Source organism: Streptomyces sp. NPDC001070, assembly GCF_053598835.1.
This window is the reverse complement of sequence record NZ_JBSFLB010000005.1, coordinates 284867-307277: the sequence shown is the minus strand read 5'-3', so window position 1 is coordinate 307277 and position 22411 is coordinate 284867. Positions and strand designations below refer to the sequence as shown.

General features: G+C 73.5%; 21 protein-coding genes, 1 tRNA gene, 1 pseudogene and 1 riboswitch. Of the genes and pseudogenes, 8 read left to right on the top strand and 15 right to left on the bottom strand.

What is annotated here, in order from left to right:
- Positions 1-30 precede the first annotated feature (30 nt).
- Positions 31-1166 (top strand): annotated as a pseudogene (locus ACWDAS_RS09035) (tyrosine-type recombinase/integrase).
- A gap of 92 nt (positions 1167-1258) precedes the next feature.
- Here the strand turns inward: ACWDAS_RS09035 and ACWDAS_RS09030 are convergent.
- A tRNA-Val gene (locus ACWDAS_RS09030) sits at positions 1259-1333 on the bottom strand.
- A 64-nt stretch (positions 1334-1397) separates the two neighbouring features.
- Positions 1398-2648: a cytochrome P450 gene (locus tag ACWDAS_RS09025; protein ID WP_450388191.1), complete on the bottom strand. Its 1251-nt coding sequence runs from the start codon at positions 2646-2648 to the stop codon at positions 1398-1400.
- A 430-nt stretch (positions 2649-3078) separates the two neighbouring features.
- Between ACWDAS_RS09025 and ACWDAS_RS09020 the strand changes: the two genes are divergently transcribed.
- Positions 3079-4248, top strand: a complete 1170-nt coding sequence (locus ACWDAS_RS09020; protein WP_450388190.1) for a steroid 3-ketoacyl-CoA thiolase — start codon at positions 3079-3081, stop codon at positions 4246-4248.
- A 41-nt stretch (positions 4249-4289) separates the two neighbouring features.
- Here the strand turns inward: ACWDAS_RS09020 and ACWDAS_RS09015 are convergent, their stop codons facing one another.
- The 6 genes from ACWDAS_RS09015 to ACWDAS_RS08990 all read right to left on the bottom strand — a co-directional run bounded on the left by ACWDAS_RS09015 (position 4290) and on the right by ACWDAS_RS08990 (position 10963).
- The gene (locus ACWDAS_RS09015) at positions 4290-5180 is read right to left on the bottom strand and encodes an ECF transporter S component (RefSeq protein WP_450388226.1); all 891 of its coding nucleotides are present in this window, start codon (positions 5178-5180) and stop codon (positions 4290-4292) included.
- On the bottom strand, positions 5132-6745 hold the full coding sequence (locus ACWDAS_RS09010; RefSeq protein ID WP_450388189.1) for an ABC transporter ATP-binding protein: 1614 nt from the start codon (positions 6743-6745) through the stop codon (positions 5132-5134). Before ACWDAS_RS09010 ends, ACWDAS_RS09015 begins: the two co-directional genes overlap by 49 nt.
- Entirely contained in the window at positions 6742-7929 is a 1188-nt protein-coding gene (locus tag ACWDAS_RS09005) for a CbiQ family ECF transporter T component (protein ID WP_450388188.1), read from the bottom strand. The genes ACWDAS_RS09010 and ACWDAS_RS09005 overlap by 4 nt, the downstream gene beginning before the upstream one ends.
- Positions 7926-8552, bottom strand: a complete 627-nt coding sequence (locus ACWDAS_RS09000; RefSeq protein ID WP_450388187.1) for an SCO2322 family protein — start codon at positions 8550-8552, stop codon at positions 7926-7928. Before ACWDAS_RS09000 ends, ACWDAS_RS09005 begins: the two co-directional genes overlap by 4 nt.
- The gene (locus tag ACWDAS_RS08995; RefSeq protein ID WP_450388186.1) at positions 8549-9745 is read right to left on the bottom strand and encodes a prenyltransferase/squalene oxidase repeat-containing protein; all 1197 of its coding nucleotides are present in this window, start codon (positions 9743-9745) and stop codon (positions 8549-8551) included. Before ACWDAS_RS08995 ends, ACWDAS_RS09000 begins: the two co-directional genes overlap by 4 nt.
- Positions 9746-9772: 27 nt before the next feature.
- Positions 9773-9896, bottom strand: a riboswitch (cobalamin riboswitch).
- 62 nt (positions 9897-9958) lie between these two features.
- Positions 9959-10963 carry an MBL fold metallo-hydrolase gene (locus ACWDAS_RS08990; RefSeq protein WP_450388185.1) on the bottom strand — a complete coding sequence of 335 codons (1005 nt, stop codon included), beginning with the start codon at positions 10961-10963 and terminating at the stop codon, positions 9959-9961.
- Positions 10964-11076: 113 nt separating this feature from the next.
- Between ACWDAS_RS08990 and ACWDAS_RS08985 the strand changes: the two genes are divergently transcribed.
- Positions 11077-12540: an aldehyde dehydrogenase gene (locus tag ACWDAS_RS08985; RefSeq protein ID WP_450388184.1), complete on the top strand. Its 1464-nt coding sequence runs from the start codon at positions 11077-11079 to the stop codon at positions 12538-12540.
- 4 nt (positions 12541-12544) lie between these two features.
- Positions 12545-12778: a ferredoxin gene (locus ACWDAS_RS08980; protein WP_450388183.1), complete on the top strand. Its 234-nt coding sequence runs from the start codon at positions 12545-12547 to the stop codon at positions 12776-12778.
- A gap of 35 nt (positions 12779-12813) precedes the next feature.
- Here ACWDAS_RS08980 and ACWDAS_RS08975 read toward each other — a convergent pair whose 3' ends face one another.
- Positions 12814-13431 carry a TetR family transcriptional regulator gene (locus ACWDAS_RS08975; RefSeq protein WP_450388182.1) on the bottom strand — a complete coding sequence of 206 codons (618 nt, stop codon included), beginning with the start codon at positions 13429-13431 and terminating at the stop codon, positions 12814-12816.
- Between the two features lie 406 nt (positions 13432-13837).
- Between ACWDAS_RS08975 and ACWDAS_RS08970 the strand changes: the two genes are divergently transcribed.
- From ACWDAS_RS08970 to ACWDAS_RS08960, 3 genes are read left to right on the top strand one after another with little or no spacing between them, the layout of a single operon-like run.
- Complete coding sequence (locus ACWDAS_RS08970) at positions 13838-15163, top strand: glycosyltransferase family 4 protein (RefSeq protein WP_450388181.1); 1326 nt, start codon at positions 13838-13840, stop codon at positions 15161-15163.
- On the top strand, positions 15157-15894 hold the full coding sequence (locus tag ACWDAS_RS08965; RefSeq protein WP_450388180.1) for a methyltransferase domain-containing protein: 738 nt from the start codon (positions 15157-15159) through the stop codon (positions 15892-15894). The genes ACWDAS_RS08970 and ACWDAS_RS08965 overlap by 7 nt, the downstream gene beginning before the upstream one ends.
- Positions 15891-16994: a prenyltransferase gene (locus tag ACWDAS_RS08960; protein WP_450388179.1), complete on the top strand. Its 1104-nt coding sequence runs from the start codon at positions 15891-15893 to the stop codon at positions 16992-16994. The genes ACWDAS_RS08965 and ACWDAS_RS08960 overlap by 4 nt, the downstream gene beginning before the upstream one ends.
- A gap of 7 nt (positions 16995-17001) precedes the next feature.
- Here ACWDAS_RS08960 and ACWDAS_RS08955 read toward each other — a convergent pair whose 3' ends face one another.
- Positions 17002-17289 carry a hypothetical protein gene (locus ACWDAS_RS08955; protein WP_450388178.1) on the bottom strand — a complete coding sequence of 96 codons (288 nt, stop codon included), beginning with the start codon at positions 17287-17289 and terminating at the stop codon, positions 17002-17004.
- Positions 17290-17404: 115 nt separating this feature from the next.
- On the opposite strand from ACWDAS_RS08955, the gene ACWDAS_RS08950 reads away from it, so the two are divergent.
- Positions 17405-17971 carry a hypothetical protein gene (locus ACWDAS_RS08950; protein WP_450388177.1) on the top strand — a complete coding sequence of 189 codons (567 nt, stop codon included), beginning with the start codon at positions 17405-17407 and terminating at the stop codon, positions 17969-17971.
- On the opposite strand, the gene ACWDAS_RS08945 is transcribed toward ACWDAS_RS08950, so the two are convergent.
- The 5 genes from ACWDAS_RS08945 to ACWDAS_RS08925 form a co-directional block, all read right to left on the bottom strand.
- Positions 17958-18971 (bottom strand): LLM class F420-dependent oxidoreductase, encoded by a 1014-nt coding sequence (locus tag ACWDAS_RS08945; RefSeq protein WP_450388176.1) that lies wholly within the window; start codon positions 18969-18971, stop codon positions 17958-17960. The two genes, ACWDAS_RS08950 and ACWDAS_RS08945, sit on opposite strands and share 14 nt — an antisense overlap.
- A 129-nt stretch (positions 18972-19100) precedes the next feature.
- Positions 19101-19487 carry a hypothetical protein gene (locus ACWDAS_RS08940; RefSeq protein WP_450388175.1) on the bottom strand — a complete coding sequence of 129 codons (387 nt, stop codon included), beginning with the start codon at positions 19485-19487 and terminating at the stop codon, positions 19101-19103.
- Positions 19488-19650: 163 nt separating this feature from the next.
- A complete protein-coding gene (locus ACWDAS_RS08935; protein WP_450388174.1) occupies positions 19651-20487 on the bottom strand; it encodes a hypothetical protein in 837 nt (278 codons plus the stop codon).
- A 130-nt stretch (positions 20488-20617) separates the two neighbouring features.
- On the bottom strand, positions 20618-21487 hold the full coding sequence (locus tag ACWDAS_RS08930; protein ID WP_450388173.1) for an N-acetylmuramoyl-L-alanine amidase: 870 nt from the start codon (positions 21485-21487) through the stop codon (positions 20618-20620).
- A gap of 22 nt (positions 21488-21509) precedes the next feature.
- Complete coding sequence (locus ACWDAS_RS08925; RefSeq protein WP_450388172.1) at positions 21510-22172, bottom strand: class I SAM-dependent methyltransferase; 663 nt, start codon at positions 22170-22172, stop codon at positions 21510-21512.
- Positions 22173-22411 lie beyond the last annotated feature (239 nt).

The window sequence follows — 22411 nt, the reverse complement described above, 5'->3', positions numbered from 1 at the left end:
CGGCGCGGCGCGGCTGAAGGCGGTGGCCTGATGGCGAATTCCAAGGGGCGCCGTCGTCGCTTCGGGTCGGTGCGGAAGCTGCCTTCGGGGCGTTTCCAGGCGCGCTATCGGGGCCCGGACGGGCTGATGCGGACGGCGGACAAGACCTTCGGCAGTCAGACCGATGCGGACCGCTGGCTGGTGAAGCAAGAAGCCGAGATCCTTCACGGCGACTGGCAGAACCCCGACGTCAAGATCGCGTTCGGTGAGTACGCCGAGACCTGGTTCAAGGACCGCGACTACGCCGCCACCACCCGCGAACGGAACGGCAGCGCGCTGAATTGCACATCCTGCCGACCTTCCGCGCGGTGCCGCTCCGGGACATCACCACCCCGCAGGTCCGGCGTTGGCGGACGACCCTCCTTGACCAGGGCGTCGGCGGGGCGACCGTCGCCAAGGCGTATCAGATCCTCCGCGCCATCATGAACACCGCCGTGGACGACGGCCTGGTCCAGCGCGATCCGTGCCGTATCAAGGGCGGTGCCACCGCACCGAGTGCCGAGCGCCCGTTCCTGTCGGTGGCGGAAGTCTTCCGGCTCGCGGACGCCGTACCCGCGCGCTACCGCGTGATGATCCTGCTCGCGTCCTTCACTGCGCTGCGCTTCGGGGAACTGGCCGGCCTCCAGCGGTGGGACGTGGACCTGGAGCGACGCACCATCTCGGTCCGCCGGTCGGTCGCCGAGACCCGGTCGGACGGACTGACGGTCAAGGCTCCCAAGTCCGCGGCCGGCGTGCGCACCGTGGCGTTCCCCGCCTCGCTCACGGTCGAGCTGGCTGCGCATCTCGCCGAGTATGCCGAGCCTGGCCGCACGGGTCGGGTCTTCGTTGGGCCGCGCGGGGGAGTGCTTCGGCGGAACAACTTTCGGCGCATCTGGCTGCGTGCCATCGCTACGGCCGGCCTCGGGGACGTCCACTTCCACGATCTGCGGCACACCGGCAACACCCTCGCCGCGACGGGCGGGGCATCCACGCGGGAGCTGATGCACCGCATGGGGCACTCGTCGGTGCGGGCCGCGCTGATCTATCAGCACCTCGTCAACGGCCGCGACCACGAGATCGCCGGGCACGTGGACGACCAGATCCGGCGGGTCCAGGGGCCGGACGCAGAGGATCCATCTGGCACGTGAGTGGCACGGCGGCCCTCACCCAGGGCAAAAGATCAAGGCCCAGGTTTCCGGACTCGTGCCGGATGACCTGGGCCTTTGCCATGCGCTGGGGCTGGTGGGCGTGGACGGTTTCGAACCGCCGACATCTGCCTTGTAAGGGCAGCGCTCTACCGCTGAGCTACACGCCCGCTGGACATGCGAAAGCACAGCCTACCCTGCCATACCCCGTGCCCAGCAAACGCACGCGCGCGGTCAGGAGTAGGTCACGCGGAGTTCCTTTACGCCGTTCAGCCAGGGGGAACGCAGGCGGCGGGGCTCGCCGGCGAGGCGGATGGCGGGGAGGGTGTCGGCGATGGCGTTGAAGATGAGGTCGATCTCGAGGCGGGCGAGGCTGGCGCCGAGGCAGAAGTGGGGGCCGCCGCCGCCGAAGCCGAGGTGGGGGTTGGGGTCGCGGGTGATGTCGAAGGTGTCCGCGGCCGTGAAGACCTCGGGGTCGTGGTTGGCCGAGGCGTAGAAGATGCCGACCCGGTCGCCCTCGCGGATCTTGGCGCCGCAGAGCTCCGTGTCGTGCGTGGCGGTGCGCTGGAAGGAGGTCACCGGCGTGGCCCAGCGGACGATCTCGTCGGCGGCGGTGCGCGGGCGCTCGGCACGGAAGAGGTCCCACTGGTCGCGGTGGGTGAGGAAGGCGTGCATGCCGTGGGTGATGGCGTTGCGCGTGGTCTCGTTGCCCGCGACGGCCAGGACGAGGACGAAGAAGCCGAACTCGTCGGTGGTGAGGTTGCCCTCGTCCTCGGCGGCGACGAGCTTGGTGACGATGTCGTGGGCGGGGCAGGCCTTGCGCTCGGAGGCCATGTTCATCGCGTAGGAGATGAGCTCGATGGAGGACTCGGTGCCGATCTCCTCGGTGATGGCGAGCTCGGGGTCGTCGTAGCCGATCATCTTGTTGGACCAGTCGAAGATCTTGTTGCGGTCCTCCTGGGGGACGCCGATGAGTTCGGCGATGGCCTGCAGCGGCAGTTCGCAGGCGATGTCGGTGACGAAGTCGCCGGTGCCGCGGTCGGCGGCCTCGGCGACGATGCGCTCGGCGCGCCGGCGGAGTGCGTCCTCCAGGGCCCGGATGGCGCGGGGGGTGAAGCCGCGTTGGACTATCTGGCGCAGGCGGGTGTGCTCGGGCGGGTCCATGTTGAGGATGATCAGTTGCTGGGCGTCGATCCGGTCGCGCTGCATGTGCTCGTTGAAACGGATGATCGCGGTGTTGGTGCGGGAGGAGAAGGTCTCCGGGGTGGTGGAGACCGTCTTGACGTCGGCGTGCCTGGTGACGGCCCAGTAGCCGTCGTCGCCGAAGCCCGCGAGGCCGTGGGGTTGGGGGATCCAGGAGACGGGCGCGGTCCGCCGGAGGGCGGCGAACTCCGGGAGCGGGATGCCCTGCTGGTTGACGTCCGGGTCGGTGAAGTCGAAGCCGTCGGGGAGGGCGGGGCAGGAGGGGGGCGGCGTGGCGGACATCGGCGGCTCCTGGTCCGGGTGGTCCGTGCGGTCCTGGTGTTCCGGGTTCTTCGGGAATATTGCCTGGTGGGGGTGTTTGTAGCGAGTTGCTGCGATTGTTTCGGCTTGATGTTGATCCGTTTGGATCGAGATGGGGTGGCCGGGGGCTTCCGTGGTGCCGTGCGGTGCTCCGGGGCGTGCCGCGGCGTCCCCCGGCGCGTTCCAGGCGTTCCGGGCGGCCCGATCTCTGACGCTCCATCAGATTTGCCTGTGGACGGTAGCCCCGGGCCCTGTAAGAGGCAAGGGCCGTGACGGCGCGGATCGGTCAGGCTCGTGCACGACCCTTGCGCCCGCGTACCGCCGGTAAGCAGACTGCTGGGCGGAACTAGAACGCGTACTAGTTCTGCCGTGGGCGCCGGGACGCCCCGCGGCCGAGGAGAGGACGAGGTACATGGCCGCTGAACCCGTCATCGTCGAAGCTGTACGCACCCCCATCGGCAAGCGCGGCGGCGCGCTCGCCAACCTCCACCCCGCCTACCTGCTCGGTGAGACGTACCGCGAACTGCTCGGCCGCACCGGCATCCAGCCCGACGCCGTGGAACAGATCGTCGGCGGTACGGTCACCCACGCCGGGGAGCAGTCGATGAACCCCGCGCGCAACGCCTGGCTGGCCTGCGGGCTGCCGTACGAGACCGCCGCGACGACCGTGGACTGCCAGTGCGGCTCCTCGCAGCAGGCCAACCACATGGTCGCCAACATGATCGCGGCCGGCGTGATCGACATCGGGATCGGCTGCGGCGTCGAGGCCATGTCGCGGGTGCCGCTGGGCAGTGGGTCCAAGCACGGGCCCGGCAAGCCCTTCCCGGACGAGTGGAACGTGGACCTGCCCAACCAGTTCGAGGCGGCCGAGCGCATCGCCCGGCGCCGCGGGCTGACCCGGGAGCACGTGGACCGGCTCGGGCTGATCTCGCAGGAGCGGGCTGCGCGGGCCTGGGCCGAGGAGCGCTTCAAGCGGGAGACCTTCGCCGTTCAGGTGCCCACCACGGAGGAGGAGCAGCTCGCCGGCCAGGGCATGTGGCGCCTCGTCGACCGGGACGAGGGACTGCGCGACACCAGCGTGGAGGCGCTGGCCGGGCTGAAGCCGATCATGCCGACGGCCGTGCACACCGCCGGGAACTCCTCGCAGATCTCCGACGGCGCGGCGGCAGTGATGTGGGCGTCCAAGCGGATGGCGCGGGCGCTCAAACTGCGGCCGCGGGCCCGGATCGTGGCGCAGGCGCTGGTCGGCGCGGACACCCACTACCACCTGGACGGCCCGATCGACGCCACGCGCGCGGTGCTCGGCAAGGCCGGCATGACGCTGAACGACATCGACCTCGTCGAGATCAACGAGGCCTTCGCCTCGGTGGTGCTGTCCTGGACCCAGGTCTTCGACCAGGACCTGGAGAAGGTCAACGTCAACGGCGGCGCCATCGCGCTCGGCCACCCGGTGGGGGCCACCGGCGCCCGGCTGATCACCACCGCCCTGCACGAACTGGAGCGTGTGGACAAGGAGTTCGCGCTCGTCGTGATGTGCGCGGGCGGCGCGCTGGCGACAGGGACGATCATCCAGCGGATCTGAGCCGCGGGCAGCGGCGCCCGTCGGGCCGCCGCGCCGGGTCGTCAGCCCGACCGCGGCGGCCCGCCGGCGGCCTCCCCGTCGAAGGCCACCGGCGCGCCGAACGCGGCGCGTCGGGTGGCCCGCCGCAGGGCGCGCAGGACGAACGGGCCGAGGGTGAGGACCAGGACCGCGGTCAGCGCGGCGCGGGGCAGGTCCCAGCCCAGCGAGGTGGCCAGGCAGTACGCGACGAAGCGGCCCAGGTTGGCCGACAGCGTGTCGCCGGGTACGAAGGAGACGCCGGAGGACAGCCCGCCGATGTACGGCCAGCCCTGCAGGTTCATGACCGTGCCGTACGCGACCGAGGACACCGCGCCGTAGCCGGCCAGGACGGCGAGTTCGGCGCGGCCGCGCAGCCGGCCCGGGCCGGGGAGCAGGCCCGCGCCGAGCGCCACCCAGCCCATGGAGAGCATCTGGAACGGCATCCACGGCCCGACCCCGCCGGTGAGCAGGGCGGAGGCGAACATCGTCACCGCGCCCAGCGAGAAGCCGAAACCGGGACCGAGGACCCGGCCGGCCAGCACGACGAGGAAGAACATGGGCTCGATGCCGGCCGTGCCCCCGCCGAGCGGACGCAACGCGGCCCCCGCGGCGGCCAGCACGCCCAGCATGGCGACGGACTTGGCGCTCAGGCCCTCCTCGTCGTCGGCGATGGTCGCCATGACGACGGCGATCAGCAGCGGCAGCAGGGCCGCGAACAGCCAGGGCGCGTCGCCGCTGTGGGCGAGGCCCGACCCGGGGTCGGCGAGCAGCGGCCAGCCGAAGGCGGCGACGCCGATCACCGAGACCAGCGTGAGGGCGACGACGGCCCGCTTGCCCAGCCGGACGGCGCGGGGCGGACGCGCGCTCACGCCGTCGCCGCCAGGGCCGCCTCGACCTGGGCGACCGTCAGCCAGGGCAGCGGGCTGAGCACCTTGGCGACCTGCGGGGCGAAGGCGGGGGAGGAGACGACGACGTCGGGTGTGGGGCCGTCCGCGACGAGGTCGCCGTCGGCGAGGACGACGACGCGATGGGCGAGCTCGGCGGCGAGTTCGACGTCGTGGGTGGCCAGGACGATGGCGTGGCCGTCCGCGGCGAGCGCGCGCAGGTGGGCGGCGAGCCGGGCCTTGGCGGCGTAGTCCAGGCCGCGGGTCGGCTCGTCGAGCAGGATCAGCGGGGGCCGGGCGGTCAGTACGACGGCGAGGGCGAGCGCGAGGCGCTGCCCCTCGGACAGATCGCGCGGGTGGGTGTCGTCGGTGACGCCCGGCAGCACTTCGCCGACCAGGGCGCGGCAGGTGCCGGGGGGCGCGTCGGCGTCGGCGTCGGCGGCGGCGCACTCGGCGGCGACGGTGTCCGCGTACAGCAGGTCGCGGGGGTCCTGCGGGACGAGGCCCACGCGGCGGATCAGTTCGGCGGGCCTGGTGCGGGACGGTTCGAGTCCGCCTACGGTCACGGTCCCCGAGGTGGGGGCGTGCATGCCGGCGAGAGTGGCCAGCAGGGTGGACTTGCCGGCGCCGTTGCGGCCCATGAGGGCCACGGTCTCGCCGGGCCGTACGGTCAGGCCGACCCCGCGCAGCGCCTCGACGCGGCCGCGGCGGACGGTGAGACCGGAGACGGCGGCGACGGGTTCGCCGGGCGGGAGCGCGGGCGGCGCGGACGGGGTGCGGCCGGCGAGGCGTTCGCGCAGCGGGGCGGCGGCGCGGCGGGCGTCGCGTACGGACAGCGGCAGCGGGGACCAGCCGGCGAGCCGGCCGAGCGCGACGACCGGCGGATGGACCGGGGAGGCCGCCATGACCTCGGCGGGCGGGCCGGCGACCGGCGCGGCGCCGCCGCCCGGCAGGAGGACGACCTGGTCGGCGTACTGCACGACGCGCTCCAGGCGGTGTTCGGCCATCAGCACGGTCGTCCCCAGGTCGTGGACGAGCCGCTGCAGCACGGCGAGCACCTCCTCGGCCGCGGCGGGGTCGAGCGCGGAGGTCGGCTCGTCCAGCACCAGCACCCGGGGGTGGACGGTGAGGACGGAGCCGATGGCCACCCGCTGCTGCTGCCCGCCGGACAGGGTGCTGATCGGCCGGTCGCGCAGATCGGCGAGGCCGAGCAGGTCGAGGGTCTCCTCGACGCGGCGGCGCATCACGTCGGGGGCGACGCCGAGCGACTCCATGCCGTAGGCGAGTTCGTCCTCGACGGTGTCGGTGACGAAGTGCGCGAGCGGGTCCTGGCCGACGGTGCCGACGACGTGGGCGAGTTCGCGGGGCCGGTGGGTGCGGGTGTCGTGCCCGGCCACGGTGACCCGGCCGGTGAGGGTGCCGCCGGTGAAGTGCGGTACGAGGCCGGAGACGGCGCCGAGGAGGGTGGACTTGCCGGTGCCCGAGGGCCCGACGACCAGGCAGAGTTCGCCCTCGGGGACGGTCAGGTCGACGCCGGCGACGGCGGGCGCGGCGGCGCCGTCGTAGGTGACGGAGACCTGCTCGAAGCGGATCACGGGCGGGCTCCCTTCAGATGTGCTGGCAGCAGCCCCAGCAGGGCGGCGGCCGCGGCCCACAGCGGCAGCGACGGCGCGGTCAGAGGTACCGCGGGCGGGTTGAGGCCGGCGGGGGAGGCCGCGGCGGCCCAGACGGTCAGCGCGGCGACGGCCACGCCCGAGGCGGTGATCAGCCACGCGGTCCCGTCCCACGGGTCGGGGCGGTAGCGGGTGCGGACGGAGCGGCGCCCGCCCAGGCGCAGCCCCGCCACGGCGGCGGCCAGGCCGGCCAGCAGCAGGGGCAGCCCGTAGGCGGCGCCCTCAGCGGCGAGCAGCGCGTACGTGCCCGCGCACAGTCCGAGCAGCCCGCCGAGGGTGAGCGCGACGGTGGCCCGGCGCACGGCGGGCGGCACCTTCGCCGTACGGCCGTAGCCGCGGGCGTCCATGGCGGCGGCGAGGGCGACGGACCGCTCCAGGGCGCCTTCGAGGACGGGCAGGCCGACCTGCAGCAGGGCCCGTACGCCCTTGTCCGCCCGGCCCCGCAGCCGGCGCGCCGCCCGCAGCCGGCGTACGTCGGCGACCAGGTGCGGCGCGAAGGTCATGGCGACGACGACGGCCACGCCCGCCTCGTACAGGGCGCCCGGCAGCGACTTGAGGAGGCGGGAGGGGTTGGCCAGGGCGTTGGCGGCCCCCAGGCACACCAGCAGGGTGGCCAGCCGCATGCCCTCCCGGAACGCGAACCACAACCCCTCCGCCGTGACCCGGCCGCCGAGGCGGACCCCCTGCGCCCAGTGGGGGAGCGGCACTTCGGGGAGGGTCAGCACGGTGTGCGTACCGGGGACCGGCGAGCCCAGGACGACGGCGAAGGCGAGCCGGATGGCGAGGACGACCAGGCCCAGGCGGAGGAACGCGGCGTACGACCGCGACCAGGGCGCGTCCGGCACGCGGCACACGGCCACGACGTACCCGGCGACCGCGGCGAGCAGCGCGAGCAGCGCGGGGTTCGTCGTGCGCGAGGCGGCCGTGGCGAGCCCCAGCGCCCACAGCCACCACGCCCCCGCGTGCGGTCCGCGCCGCCCGGCGCCGTGGGGCGCGTCGCGCCGCGGTCCCTGCTCTCTGGCGGGCCGCGGCGTTCCCGTCCGCCGGCGGCGCGGGCCCCGGCCCGTGGCGCCGCGGGGCCACGGCAGAGGCGTCCCCGCGGTCATGGGCGCTCGTTCCGGCGGCGCCGGGCCTGCCAGACGGCGGCCGCGGCGACGGCGAGGACCGCGGCGGCGGCGCCGTACGTGCCGAGGGAGGGGCCGGAGGAGGGGGCCGGAGCGGCGGGCGCCGCGGCGTCGTCGGTGACCTGCTCGCCGCAACCCGTGGCGGGGTAGCCGGCGATGGCGCAGACGAGGCCCGCGGAGTTGTAGCGGAGCGGGGGAGCGGCGGCGGCGAGGGCGTCGGCGGAGGTGGCGCCGGACGGGACGCGGGCGCAGGCGGTGCGGGCGGGGGGCGCGCCGGCGGCGGTGCCGAAGTCGAGCAGGAGCGCGACGCGCTTGCTGCCCGCGCGGGCCGGGGTGCCGGCGCAGATCGCGGCGAAGCGGGCCGTTCCCCGGGGGCGGGCGGCCGAGCCGGCGTCGGGGCTGACCCCGAAGCGCCAGCCCTCGACGGTGCCGTCGGCGGGGCGGCTGAGGGCGGGGCCGGTCTGCGCGTACGTCCAGGCGCCGCCGGCCGTGTCGCGCTGCCAGAAGGACCAGTACCGGTAGGTGGCCGCGTGCGCGGGTGTCGCGACGAGGGCGGCCACCAGGGCCAGGAGGAGTGCCGCCGCCGCCAGGGGCGGCCGCTTCACAGCCGGTGCTTCCGGCCGGTGAGCAGGACGCCGATACCGATGCCGGCGACCAGGCCCGCGCCGACGATCCACCACACCGAACTGCCGCCCGAGGAGTCGGACTTCTGCTCCGCGACCGGGCCGAGGGCGCTGAGCCGGGTGATGTGGTCCCGCGTGGGGTTGCCGGTGGCGTACGCGGCGAGGGCGAGCTGGGCGAGGGCGGTGGGGTTGTCCTTGGCCCAGGCGCCGGAGTTGGCGGCGAGCCAGTTGTACGCGCCCTTGGCGGCGTCGAGGTGCCCCCCGGCGGCGAGGGCGATGACGGCGTCGGCGGTGGCGCCGAAGTCCGGGGTCTTGCTGTCGGAGCCCGGGGTGACGGCGTCGAGGTGGCTGCCGCCCGCGGTGAGCCGGCCGGCGAGCCAGGCGGCGCCGGCGTCGGAGGCGCTGCCGCCGCACTCGCCGCGCACCGCGACGTCGCGGTCGGGGGCCTCGACGACGAAGCCCGCGCCCTCGGCGCCGCGCACGGCGTCGGCGGTGGCCTTGGCGTTGGCCGCCAGGGCGCCGGACTTGGCGTCGGGCTGGTAGGCGAAGGCGCCGCCGTCCTTCTTGCCGCAGGCCAACTGGAGCGAGCGCAGCGCGTCGTAGGGCGACATGCCGTCGGTGGTGACGGACTTGACGTCGGTCCCGGCCGCCTTGAGGCCGCCGATGACGACGCCGGTGGAGTCGGCGTCGGAGGCGCCGCCCGGGTTGTAGGACCAGCCGCCGTCGCGGTTCTGCACCTTGGCGAGCCACTCGGCGCCGCGCTTGACCGCGAAGTCCTGACCGTGGACGGCGAGGGCCTGCAAGGCTATGCCGGTGGCGTTGGTGTCCTCGGCCTTCGGGTCGCAGGGCGCCGTCGGGTCGGGACGGTAGGAGGCGAAGCCGCCGTCCGCGCACTGCTGCTTGGCGAGCCACTCCACCGCGTCCCCTGCCGGGTCCGCGTCGGCCGCGTGGAGCGCCAGCAGCGCGTACGACTGGCGCCACACGCCGTCGTACGTCGGGTCGGCGTGGCCGTACAGCGCGGCGGGCGCCTTGGCGGGCGACGGCGACGGGGACGCGGCGATGAGGAGCGGGCTGAAGGCGGCCAGGGCGGCCGCGGCGGTGCGGCGCAGGTGCATCGGGTGGTGCCTTTCGGGTGAGCGGTTGCGCAGCCGGACGCGGGCGCGCGGTAACGGCACCGGGCTCCGGCTCCGTATACCTCGACGGAAGAGCCGCTCCCGTCCGCGCGGGTGCTCCGGCTGGGCCCTCCCCGGGCGGGGACGGCTCACGGTTGCGGGTCAGCGCCGGATTCGCACCGGCTTCCCCCACACGGACGTGATTGGACTTGGATGTGTCGAGCACACCTTAGCCGGGACCGGGCCCCGTGCAGCGCCCGGCCTGTGCGGTCTGGCTCACACCGCCGTGTACGCGACCGGATCCGATCCCGGTACGGGCTCCGCGTGCCCGAGTTTGACCAGGCGGCGCAGGTGCGCCTCGGCCTCGGCGACGGCGATGTTGCGGGAGGGGAAGGGGATCTGCTCCCAGGGACGGTTCCACTGCATGGCCTCGGCGAGCTGCCAGGGGGTGCGCGGCGCGGCGGAGACCAGGGCGCGCAGGGAGGCGAGGCGGGCGGTGTGGTGGTCCAGCAGTTCGCGCACGCGGGCGGCGGCGTCGGCGAAGGGGTACTTGTGGGCGGGCAGCACCTCGGCCGGGTCCAGCCGGGCGACGCGTTCCAGGGAGTCGAGGTAGTCGCCCAGGGGGTCGCTGACGGTGGCCTCGTCGGGGTCCTCGTACAGGCCGATGTGGGGGGAGATCTCGGGCAGCAGGTGGTCGCCGGAGAAGAGGCGGCGGCCGCTCTCCTCGAAGAGGCAGACGTGGCCCGGGGTGTGGCCCGGGGTCCAGATCGCGCGGATGGCGCGGCCGGGCAGCGGCACCCGCTCGCCGGGGACGATCTCGCGGTCGGGGAGGGCGGGCCGCAGTCCCGGTACGGGTCCGGCGCGGCGCTCGGCGCGGACGGCCCGCAGCGGGGCGAGGTGCTCCTCGGGGGCGCCGGCGGCGGCGAGTTTGGCGGCGAGGTAGTCCAGCCACAGCCCCGGCTCCGCGCCGCGGGCCCGGCGGACGATCGCGGTGTCGGCGGCGTGCATGGCGATCCAGGCCCCGGAGGCCTCGCGGACCTGGCCGGACAGGCCGTGGTGGTCGGGGTGGTGGTGGGTGATGAGCACGCCGTGGACGTCGGCGACGGAGGTGCCGAGGGCGGTGAGCCCGTGGGCGAGGGCGTCGTAGGAGGCGGGGTCGTCCCAGCCGGTGTCGATCAGGACGGGGCCGCGGTCGGTGTCGACGACGTAGACCAGCGTGTGGCCCAGGGGGTTGTCGGGGATCGGGACCGGGATGCTCCAGATGCCGTCGCCGTGCTCCATGAGGTCCCCTCTCCGCAGCGTCGCATGCATTGCCCACCATAACTAGAACTGGTATCAGTTCTGAAGCAGAGTCACTTTCTGACGAGGCATCAGCCAGAGGCGGGACGGGACAGATGGACGGGAACGCGATCGTCGAACACGGACAGCTCTTCATCGGCGGGGAGTTGGTGGACCCGCTCGGCACCGCCACCATCGAGGTCGTCTCGCCCCACACCGAGCGGATCTTCGCCCGGGTGCCGCATGCCTCCCGCGAGGACGTCGACCGGGCGGTCGCCACCGCCCGCACGGCCTTCGACGAGGGACCGTGGCCGCGCATGACGCTCGACGAGCGGATCGCCGTCGTCACCCGGATCAAGGACGCGATCGCGGTACGCCACGAGGAGATCGCCCGCGTCATCAGCTCCCAGAACGGCTCGCCCTACTCCTGGAGCGTGCTGGCCCAGGCGCTCGGCGCGATGATGGTGTGGGACGCCGCGATCACCGTGGCGCGCGGCTTCACCTGGGAGGAACGGCGCGCCGGGGTGCTCGGCCCGATCATCGTGCGCCGCGAGCCGGCCGGCGTCGTCGCGGCCGTCGTGCCGTGGAACGTCCCCCAGTTCACCGCCGCCGCCAAGCTCGCCCCGGCACTGCTCGCCGGGTGCGCCGTGATCCTCAAGCCGTCGCCGGAGTCGCCGCTCGACGCGTACGTGCTCGGCGAGATCGCGGCCGAGGCGGGGCTGCCCGAGGGCGTGCTGTCGATCCTGCCCGCCGACCGCGAGGTCAGCGAGTACCTGGTCGGCCACCCCGGCGTCGACAAGGTCTCCTTCACCGGCTCGGTCACGGCGGGCAAGCGCGTCATGGAGGTCGCCTCCCGCAACCTCACCCGCGTCACGCTGGAGCTCGGCGGCAAGTCCGCGGCGCTGATCCTGGCCGACGCCGACCTGGACACCGCGGTGCCCGGCATCGTTCAGGCGGCCTGGATGAACAACGGCCAGGCCTGCGTCGCCCAGACCCGCATCCTCGCCCCGCGCTCCCGCTACGACGAGGCCGCCGAGCGCCTGGCGGCCGCCGCCTCCGCCCTCGTCGTCGGCGACCCCCTCGACCCCGCCACCCAGGTCGGCCCGCTGGTCGCCCGGCGCCAGCAGCAGCGCTCCCTGGACTACATCGCCCTGGGCCAGCAGGAGGGCGCCAAGGTCCTCACCGGCGGCGGCCGCCCGCAGGCGCAGCCCACCGGCTGGTACGTCGAGCCCACCCTCTTCGGCGACGTCACCAACTCCATGCGCATCGCCCGCGAGGAGATCTTCGGCCCGGTGATCTGCCTGCTGCCGTACGAGGACGAGGACGAGGCCGTCCGCATCGCCGACGACTCCGACTACGGCCTGTCCGGCAGCGTGTGGACCGGCGACGTCGAGCACGGCATCGACATCGCCCGCCGGGTGCGCACGGGCACCTACAACGTCAACACCTTCAGCCTCGACATGCTCGGCCCCTTCGGCGGCTACAAGAACTCCGGGCTCGGCCGGGAGTTCGGCCCCGAAGGACTCGGCGAGTACCTGGAGCACAAGATGATCCACCTCCCCGCCGGCTGGGAGGGCTGACCCCGTGGGAGACCGCTGGCACATCGAGGTCGACCGGGGCGTGTGCATCGGCTCGGGCATGTGCGTGAACTCCGCGCCGGGCGGCTTCACCCTCGACTCCGCCCGGCAGTCCCACCCCGCGGTCCCGGACACCGACGCCGCGGAGGCGCTGCTCGCGGCGGCGGAGGGCTGCCCGGTCGAGGCCATCAGCATCACCCTCGCCGACTCCGGCGAGGCCGTCTTCCCGCCCGAGGAGTGAACGCGGCCCGGCGGCGCGCGGGCCCGGACCGGCCCTCAGGGCCTCGCGCGACGCGGGTCGGTGAGGTCGATGAGACGGCAGACGGTCTCGATGTCGATCTTCACCTGGGCGATCGAGGCACGCCCGGACAACCAGGTGACCAGGGCCGAGTGCCAGGTGTGCTCGATGACCCGGACCGCCGAGAGCAGCTCGGGCCCCGGCGGTCCGTCCAGCCGCATCGCGTCGAGGATGATCGCGGTCGTCAGCCGGGACACGGCGTCCACCTCCGGGCTGACGGAACGGTCCGCGAAGGTCAGCGCCCGCACCATGGCGTCCGCCAGGTGCGGCTCCCGCTGCATCGCGCGGAAGGCGCGCATCAGCGTCTCCGCCACCCGGTCGGCCGGCTCCGTCGCCGAGGGCGGGCGCTTGCGCAGGGCCTCGTGCAGGCGCTCGAGCTGGTCCCGCATCGTCGCGACGAGGAGATGGATCTTGGAGGGGAAGTACCGGTACAGCGTGCCGAGCGCGACGTTCGACTGCTCGGCGACCTCCCGCATCTGGACGGCGTCGAAGCCGCCCCGTACGGCGAGCTCGGCGCTGGTGCGCAGAATGCGGCGGCGGCGGGCTTCCTGACGCTCGGTCAGCGGCACCGGGGACGGCTGAGGAGCTGCGGTCATCTGTCCCAATCCGAATCTGTGCGCCGTGTGCCGTACGCCGTGCGGAAACGGTTTCCAGATTACCGCGATGCCGCCATGCGGGGCCGGGCTGTGTTCGGGTGCGTTCTGGTTGCGGGGGCGGGGGTGTCCGGCGCGGTCGGCTGCCGCCTGCACCCCACCCCCCGACAGAAAGCGAAAACGACCCGCACACACGCAACGCGCACAAAGCGAACCGCCCCGGGAAACCCGTGCTCCGCGCGGCCCCGCGGGGCGTGGCGCGAATCACCTGTCCCGGCCCAGGACGCCGACACCGGGGCAGGTATCTTCAAGCTCTCGGGCAACTCCTGAGTAACCGAATCTGAAACTTGTTCTAGCAAGGCACGGGCGGCTACGCTCCCGCCGAAGTGCAGTGAGAAGGGGGCCGTGAGTGACCGCAGAGGCCAGGCCGCTCCGGATCGCGCTGCTCACCTACAAGGGGAACCCGTTCTGCGGGGGCCAGGGCGTCTACGTGCGCCATCTTTCCAGGGAACTCGCCCGGCTCGGCCACAGCGTCGAGGTGATCGGCGCCCAGCCCTACCCCGTGCTCGACGCGGTCGGTGACGGGGTACGCCTCACCGAGCTGCCGAGCATGGACCTCTACCGCCAGCCCGACCCGTTCCGCACCCCGAAGCGCGAGGAGTACCGCGACTGGGTGGACGCGCTCGAGGTCGGCACGATGTGGACCGGCGGGTTCCCGGAGCCGCTGACCTTCAGCCTCCGCGCCCGCCGGCACCTGGCGGCCCGGCGCGGCGCGTTCGACGTCATCCATGACAACCAGACCCTCGGCTACGGACTGCTCGGCGGCACCCGCGCCCTCGGCGCGCCGCTGGTGACGACCATCCACCACCCCATCACCGTCGACCGGCAGCTCGAACTGGACGCCGCCGACGGATGGAAGCGCCGGGCCTCGGTCCGCCGCTGGTACGGCTTCACCCGGATGCAGAAGCGCGTCTCGCGCCGCCTGCCGTCCGTGCTCACCGTCTCCGGCAGCTCCCGCCGGGAGATCGTGGACCACCTCGGCGTCCGCGAGGAGCGCGTGCACGTCGTCCACATCGGCGCTGACACCGGACTGTTCTCGCCCGACCCCTCCGTGCGCGAGGTGCCCGGCCGGATCGTCACGACCTCCAGCGCCGACGTGCCCCTCAAGGGCCTGATCCACCTCGTCGAGGCTCTGGCCAAGCTCCGTACCGAGCAGCCCGACGCCCACCTCGTCGTCGTCGGCAAGCGGGCCGACGACGGCCCCGTGGCCGCCGCGATCGAGCGGTACGGGCTCGGCGGCGCCATCGACTTCGTCAAGGGCATCAGCGACGCCGAGCTGGTCGACCTCGTGCGCAGCGCCCAGGTGGCGTGCGTGCCGTCGCTGTACGAGGGCTTCTCGCTGCCCGCGGCCGAGGCCATGGCCACCGGCACCCCGCTGGTCGCCACCACCGGCGGTGCCATCCCCGAGGTCGCCGGCCCCGACGGCGAGACCTGCCTCGCGGTGCCGCCGGGCGACCCGGGCGCGCTGGCCTCGGCGCTGGGCCGGCTGCTGCGCGACTCCGAGCTGCGCCGCCGCCTCGGCCGGGCCGGCCGGGAACGCGTACTGGCCCGCTTCACCTGGGAGCAGGCCGCCATCGGCACCGCCGAGCACTACCACGCGGCGATCGAGGCCGCGGGGGACCCGCGGCACACCGTTCAGTCACCGTCCCGGACGAAAGCAGACTCCACGTGCTGACCGTCGACTTCTCCCGCTTCCCGCTCGCCCCGGGCGACCGCGTGCTCGACCTGGGCTGCGGCGCGGGCCGCCACGCCTTCGAGTGCTACCGGCGCGGCGCCAACGTGGTCGCCCTGGACCGGAACGGCGACGAGATCCGCGAGGTCGCCAAGTGGTTCGCCGCCATGAAGGAGGCCGGCGAGGCCCCGGCCGGGGCGACCGCCACCGCCATGGAGGGCGACGCGCTCAGCCTGCCGTTCCCCGACGACAGCTTCGACCGCGTCATCATCTCCGAGGTCATGGAGCACATCCCGGACGACAAGGGCGTGCTCGCCGAGATGGTGCGCGTCCTCAAGCCGGGCGGGCTGATCGCGATCACCGTGCCGCGCTACGGGCCGGAGAAGATCTGCTGGGCGCTGTCCGACGCGTACCACGAGGTCGAGGGCGGCCACATCCGCATCTACCGGGCCGACGAGCTGCTGGGCAGGATCCGCGAGGCGGGCCTGCGGCCGTACGGCACCCACCACGCGCACGCGCTGCACTCCCCGTACTGGTGGATCAAGTGCGCCGTCGGCGTGGACAACGACCGGGCCCTGCCGGTGAAGCTGTACCACAAGCTCCTGGTCTGGGACATCATGAAGAAGCCGCTGGCCACCCGGCTCGCCGAGAACGCGCTGAACCCGCTCATCGGCAAGAGCTTCGTCGCCTACGCCACCAAGCCGCACACCCCGAAGGCGGGCGTCGACGCGTGAGGCGGACCGAACACCTCGTACTGCCCGGTGTCCTGACCTCGCAGCAGGCCGCGGACACCGTCGCCGGGATCCTCGCCGTCCAGCGCCCCGACGGCGCCATACCGTGGTTCGACGGCGGCCACCTCGACCCGTGGGACCACGTCGAGGCCGCCATGGCGCTGGACGCCGCCGGGGAGCACGAGCGCGCCGAGGCCGCCTACACCTGGCTCGCCGAGCGCCAGAACCCGGACGGCTCCTGGTACGCCGCCTACGGCTACGCCGACGGCGCCGAGGGCGAGCCCACCGACCTGGGCCGGGAGAGCAACTTCTGCGCCTACATCGCGGTCGGCGTGTGGCACCACTACCTCTCCACCGGCGACGACGCCTTCCTGGAGCGGATGTGGCCGGTCCTGTACGCGGCCGTCGAGTACGTACTGGAACTCCAGCTTCCCGGCGGCCAGATCGCCTGGAAGCGCGAGGACGACGGGACGTACCCCCAGGAGGCGCTGCTGACCGGCTGCTCGTCGATGTACCAGGCGCTGCGCTGCGCCCTGGCCGTCGCCGAGTACCGCGAGGACCCGCAGCCGGACTGGGAGCTGGCCACCGGCGCCCTCGGGCACGCCGTGGCCCATCACCCGGAGCGGTTCCTGGACAAGGGCCGCTACTCCATGGACTGGTACTACCCGGTGCTCGGCGGGGTGCTGCGCGGTGAGGCCGCCCGGGAGCGCGTCCAGTCCCGCTGGGACGAGTTCGTCGTGCCCGGTCTGGGCGTCCGCTGTGTCGTGCCCAATCCCTGGGTGACCGGCGGCGAGAGCGCCGAACTCGCCCTCGCCCTGTGGGCGATGGGCGAGTCCGATCGCGCGGTGGAGATCCTCGCCGCGATCCGGCACCTGCGCGCCGAGGACGGCATGTACTGGACCGGGTACGTCTTCGAGGGCGACGCGGAGACCGGCAGCAGCCCCGCGGTGTGGCCCCGGGAGCGTACGACGTGGACGGCCGGGGCCCTGTTGCTCGCCGTCGCCGCCCTGGGAGGGGACGAGGCGACGACGGCGGTCTTCGGCGGTGACCGGCTGCCGCTCGGCCTCGCGCCCGAGGCGGCGGGGTGCTGCGCCGGCAGGTGAGCGGGCGTCAGGCCCGGTTGACGCGGCCCGCCACGGCATGCCCGACGACCAGGTAGACCGCCGCCGGCAGACCGTAGTTCAGCAGGGTGCGCGCCCATGCGGATCGGGTGGAGAAGATGTCGTGGGCCCAGCCACCGAGCCAGGACGCCATGTCGTGGATCCACTCCACGAGGTCGTTCGCCCGGTTGGCGTCGAGCACCCACAGCACGATCCAAAGGATCAGGATGAATGCCGCCACGTCTGCGGCCACCATGATGACCGTGGCCGCCAGATTGCCGCGATATCGTCTGGACATACCTGCCGTCTTGCCCCGATCGGCCGAGTGAAACGTCGCCGGTCGGCAGCCGCCTGACGCCCCGTACGGCTCCGCTGCGGTGGCCGGTCCGGCGCCCCCGGGCCAGGATGCGATCATGCACCGCATCCTGCCGGGAGAGACCGCCATGCCCCTGCGCCGTGCCCTGACCGCCCTGCTGCTGTCCGGCGTGCTCCTCGTCGTCCCCGCCTGCGGCGGCGACTCCGGCGAGACCGGCAGCGGCGGCACCGCGAGTCCCACCTCCTCGGTGGAGAAGCAGAAGCTCGCCAAGACGCGCTTCGTCGCCAACGTCGGGCTGGCTGCCGGGGCGACCTACCAGTGGATCGTCAAGCCCTACCGCGCCGGCAAGTTCAAGAAGGAGGCGGACGGGCGCAAGCTGGCCCTGGTGAAGGCGGGCCTGGCCGGTGCCTTCGCCTACAACCGGCTCAAGGCCGCCTCCGAGAACGCCAAGGGCGACCCGACCCTCTCCAAACTGATGGCGCCCCTGACCGCGGGCATCGAATCGCTCAAGGACCTGCCCAACAAACTGCGCAGCGGCGAGGGCACGGACGACATCGTGGGCACCTTCCAGGACACCATCAGCGGCGTGAAGTCGGCCGGTGAGGACGCGGGCGCCAAGGTCACCGACAAGGTGCCCTCGCTGTCGCAGCTCAGCGGCGGCTGAGCTCCGCCAGCACCCGCAGGGTGGCCGGGTCGGGCGCGGTGACCAGCAGGTCGGTCACCGGGCCCGACCGCCACGCCTCCAGCCGCTCCGCGATCCGCTCCCGCGGCCCGACCAGCGAGATCTCGTCCGCGAAGGCGTCCGGCACCGCCCGCACCGCCTCCTCGCGCTTCCCGGCCAGGAACAGCTCCTGGATCCGCCGGGCCTCCTCCTCGTACCCCATCCGCGCCATCAGATCGGCGTGGAAGTTGCGCGACGCGGCACCCATCCCGCCGATGTAGAAGCCGAGCATCGCCTTCACCGGCAGCAGGCCCTCCGCCGGGTCGTCGCACACCCGGGCCCGCACCATCGGGGCGATCATGAAGTCCTTGGGGGCGTCCGCCAGCGACACCTCGTGGACGTCCGTCCGGAACGGCGACCAGTACAGCGGCAGCCAGCCGTCGGCGATGCGGGTGGTCTGCGCGATGTTCTTCGGGCCCTCCGCGCCCAGCAGGATCGGCAGGCCGGCGCGGAGCGGATGCGTGATCGGCTTGAGTGGTCTGCCCAGGCCGGTCGCGTCCGGTCCCGCGTACGGCAGCGGATGGAAGCGCCCGTCGAGCGCCACCGGGGCCTCGCGGCAAAGCACCTGCCGGACGACGTCCACGTACTCGCGCGTCGCGGTCAGCGGACTGCGCGGGAACGGCCTGCCGTACCAGCCCTCCACCACCTGTGGTCCCGACAGGCCGAGGCCGAGCATCATCCGGCCGCCGGAGAGGTGGTCGAGCGTCAGCGCGTGCATCGCGGTGGCGGTGGGGGAGCGGGCCGCCATCTGGGCGATGCCGGTACCGAGCCGGATCCGGGTGGTGTGCGCCGCGATCCAGGTGAGCGGGGTGAAGACGTCCGAGCCCCAGGCCTCGGCCGTCCACACCGAGTCGTAGCCGAGCCGTTCGGCCTCCTGCGCCAGGGAGAGGTGGTCGGGGGAGGGGCCGCGCCCCCAGTAGCCGAGGGCCAGACCGAGCCGCATGCGCACGCCTCCTGCCGTCTCTGACGGTCCGTCAGGCGTACGGTACGGCAACCACGTCCCGCCCCGGAAGAGACGGAGCCGTGTCCCGGACCGCCCGGCCCGGGACACGGCTCCCATCGAACGCGCGCTTCAGCCGTTCTGCGCCGGGTTCCCCGCGGGGGCGGCGGGCGGGGGCGGCATGTCGGGAGCGCCGTAGGCGGGGGGCGCCGGAACCATCTGCTGCGGAGCGGCGGGGGCGCTGCTCCGGGCGGCCAGCGAGCGGAAGAAGTTGACCACCATCAGGACGGGCAGGATGAACGCCTTGAAGAAGATGACGTACTCGCCGCCCTCGAAGATGAATCCGAGGTAGATGCCGTAGCCGGTGAAGGCCAGGCCGGCGATCACGTTGAAGGCGCGCCAGCCCTTGCTGAGGCCGGCGGAGTCGACCGCGCCGATGACGATCATCGCGATGCCGCTGATGATCAGGAGTACGACGTACCAGGAGAAGAGCGGCTCGGCACTGAAGCCGAGGTTCACAGAGATTCCCGTGTGCAGATGTGGCGATCACATGATCGGGGGATAGTCGCGTACGTTACTGGGCGTACGAACGTGTGTGCGCTTTCTTTACCCGGGCTTTGGGCTTTGGGCAGCACTTCGCCCCCACCGGCCGGGCCGGTGGGGGGCGAAGGATGTCCGGGGATCAGCCGCGCTGGATGCCGCTGACGTCCTGGAGCACGCCGCGCCGGCCGTCCTGGGTCTGCGCGACCAGGGCGGCGCCGCGCTGGTCCACCGCCAGGTACCAGGTGCCGGGGGTCAGCTCGGCGATCTGCTGGGCCGAGCCGTCCTCCGCGTACAACGGCCGCGCCACGGGCACCGCGAACCAGAAGGCCGCGAACTCGGGCTGCGGCTGCGGCTGCTGCTGGGGCTGCTGCCCCTGCGGGTAGCCGTACTGGCCGCCGCCGAAGGACTGGTCGGCCTGCGCGCCGTGACCGCCGGTCTGCCCCGGATAGCCGTACCCGCCCTGCTGCTGCGCACCGGGGTAGGGCTGGCCCGGCTGGCCGCCGCCGTACGGCTGCGCCTGCGCCTGCTGCGGACGCGGGGCGGGCAGCAGCGGCGCCTTGAGGGCGGGCAGGCCCTGCAGGGTGAGCAGCATGGCGGCGGCGAGAGCGGCGGCGGCGACGAAGGAGAGGTAGGCGCCGGCGCCGAGTTCCCAGAGCTCGTTGCCGTTGAAGAGCGACCAGAGCGCGTCCCAGGCGGCGGCGACGGCCAGCACCGCGCCCCAGTGGGCGAGGCCGATGCCGAGCACCTTGCGGTTCTCCGGCTGGAAGCGTGAGGCGACGAACAGGCCGGCGGCGATCAGGCCCATGAGGTGCACCGAGGGCAGCAGCGGGAACAGCTCGCTCTTCCACGCGCTGACTGCGCAATCGTCCGCGGCGCAGTTCTTCGCGGCGTAGAAGGTCAGGAACGAGGCGATCAGCAGCAGCAGCGCCGCGCCGATCACCGCGCCGTCTCCTCGGGTGAGGGAGCGGTTATTCACTAGGAGTCCTTGTCAGTCGTCTCGTTGTCGCTGTCGCCGGGCGGTTCCCCATCGTATGAGGGCCGTTGCCGGCGGGTGAGCCCGGTATGGGCCTCGGTGACACGATCGGGACCCAATGCTCACCGGCTGCTCACTCGCGGCCCTCCAGAAAGGCCGTGATGCCGTCCGCGATGCCCTCCGCGGCCTTCTGGCGCCAGGCCGGGCTGCTCATCAGCGCCGCGTCCTTCGAGTCGCGCATGTTGCCGCACTCGATCAACACCTTGGGAACGGTGCTGAGGTTGAGCCCGCCCAGGTCGCGGCGGACGTCCAGGCCCGTGCCGTCGCCGACGTAGTTGGACGGCCGCGTGCCGGTCTCCGCCGCGAAGTGCCGCTTGACAGCGGTACCGAGCAGCTTCGAGGGCGCGCTGATCTTCCGGGTGTCGGCGATGCCGCGGTGCAGCGCGGCTGGCAGGATGACGTGGAAGCCGCGGTTGCCGGCCGCCGAGCCGTCACCGTGCACCGACACGACCGCGTCGGCCTTCGCCTTGTTGCCGGTCCGGGCGCGTTCGTCGATGCAGGGGCCGTACGCCCGGTCCCCGTCGTGCGTCAGCTTCACGGTCGCCCCGCGCGCCTTGAGCAGCGCCTCGGCCCGCCGGGACACGTCCAGGGTGAACGCGGCCTCGGCGTAGCCCGCGTTGGTCGCGGTGCCCGTGGTGTCGCACTCCTTGCGGGCGGTGCCGATGTCGACCTTGCGGTTGATCTCGGAGGTGTGCCGGTTGTTGCGCGTGTTGTGCCCCGGGTCGAGGACCACGACCTTCCCGGCGAGCGGCTTGGCGGCGGTGGAGGACTCCGGCGTCGAGGACACGGCAGAGGGGGCCGGGCGCACGCTCTGCGGGAGGTCGCCGTTCCTTCCGGGATCGTCCGGGCCGCTCGTCGCGTCCCACACCAGCCACGCGGCCGCACACGCCGGCACCAGCGCGGCCACGACGACCACGGTGGTGCGGCCTTTCCTCTTGAACACGTCAGCGATGCTATCCGCCGGCTCAGATCCCGGCGCCCGTACGCCGCAGGACGTGCAGCGAACCGGTCACGGAGAGTTCCGTGAAGGCGCCCGATTCCAGCGCGCGCCGGTAGATCCGCCAGGGCGCCTGGCCGCCGTCGGCCGGGTCCGCGAAGACGTCGTGGATGACCAGGAGGCCGTCCTGCGCGAGGTGCGGCACCCAGCCCTCGTAGTCGTTGGTGGCGTGCTCGTCGGTGTGACCGCCGTCGACGAAGACCAGGCTCAGCGGCTTCCCCCACGCGGCCGCCACCTGCGGGGAGCGGCCCACGATGGCGACCACGTGCTCCTCCAGCCCGGCTGCGTGCAGGGTCCGCCGGAACGTGGGGAGGGTGTCCATCAGGCCGACCTCGGGGTCGACGAGCGTCGCGTCGTGGTACTCCCAGCCCGGCTGCTGCTCCTCGCTGCCGCGGTGGTGGTCGACGGTGACGGCGACGGTCCCGGCCTCGCGGGCGGCGGCGGCCAGCAGGATCGTGGAGCGGCCGCAGTACGTGCCCACCTCCAGCAGGGGCAGGCCCGGCAGGCGGGTGGCGGCCTCGGCGGCGGCCGCGTAGAGGGCGAGGCCCTCGTGGGTGGGCATGAAGCCCTTCGCGGCCTCGAAGGCGGCCAGTGCGTCTGCGGGGACCTCTGCGGGGGGTGGCGTGCTCATGGCCCCCTATCGTGCCGTACCCCTGCGGGGCGTAACGGTCCGGGGTGTGCTTGCGGCCGGTGGGTGTGTGCGGCTCCGTTGCGCCTGCGGCGGGCAGTTCTCCCGCCCTCCCGCCCTCCCCCGGTCCTCGGCCGGCGGTGCCCCCATCCGGCGCGGTCAGTGCGGGCCTGCGCTCTGTTCGTCTGGGGTCGGTGCCGCGCCGGGGTCCTCCCCCCCCCCGCCTTCGGCCGGGGGTGCCC

Bases quoted from the DNA above. Each gene is read 5' to 3' on its own strand.
- ACWDAS_RS08925 (WP_450388172.1), bottom strand. From the start codon at position 22,172: ATGAGCACGCCACCCCCCGCAGAGGTCCCCGCAGACGCACTGGCCGCC.
- ACWDAS_RS08985 (WP_450388184.1), top strand. From the start codon at position 11,077: ATGGACGGGAACGCGATCGTCGAACACGGACAGCTCTTCATCGGCGGG.
- ACWDAS_RS08945 (WP_450388176.1), bottom strand. From the start codon at position 18,971: ATGCGGCTCGGTCTGGCCCTCGGCTACTGGGGGCGCGGCCCCTCCCCC.
- ACWDAS_RS09025 (WP_450388191.1), bottom strand. From the start codon at position 2,648: ATGTCCGCCACGCCGCCCCCCTCCTGCCCCGCCCTCCCCGACGGCTTC.
- ACWDAS_RS09020 (WP_450388190.1), top strand. From the start codon at position 3,079: ATGGCCGCTGAACCCGTCATCGTCGAAGCTGTACGCACCCCCATCGGC.
- ACWDAS_RS08955 (WP_450388178.1), bottom strand. From the start codon at position 17,289: ATGTCCAGACGATATCGCGGCAATCTGGCGGCCACGGTCATCATGGTG.
- ACWDAS_RS08990 (WP_450388185.1), bottom strand. From the start codon at position 10,963: ATGGAGCACGGCGACGGCATCTGGAGCATCCCGGTCCCGATCCCCGAC.
- ACWDAS_RS08950 (WP_450388177.1), top strand. From the start codon at position 17,405: ATGCACCGCATCCTGCCGGGAGAGACCGCCATGCCCCTGCGCCGTGCC.
- ACWDAS_RS08975 (WP_450388182.1), bottom strand. From the start codon at position 13,431: ATGACCGCAGCTCCTCAGCCGTCCCCGGTGCCGCTGACCGAGCGTCAG.
- ACWDAS_RS09005 (WP_450388188.1), bottom strand. From the start codon at position 7,929: ATGACCGCGGGGACGCCTCTGCCGTGGCCCCGCGGCGCCACGGGCCGG.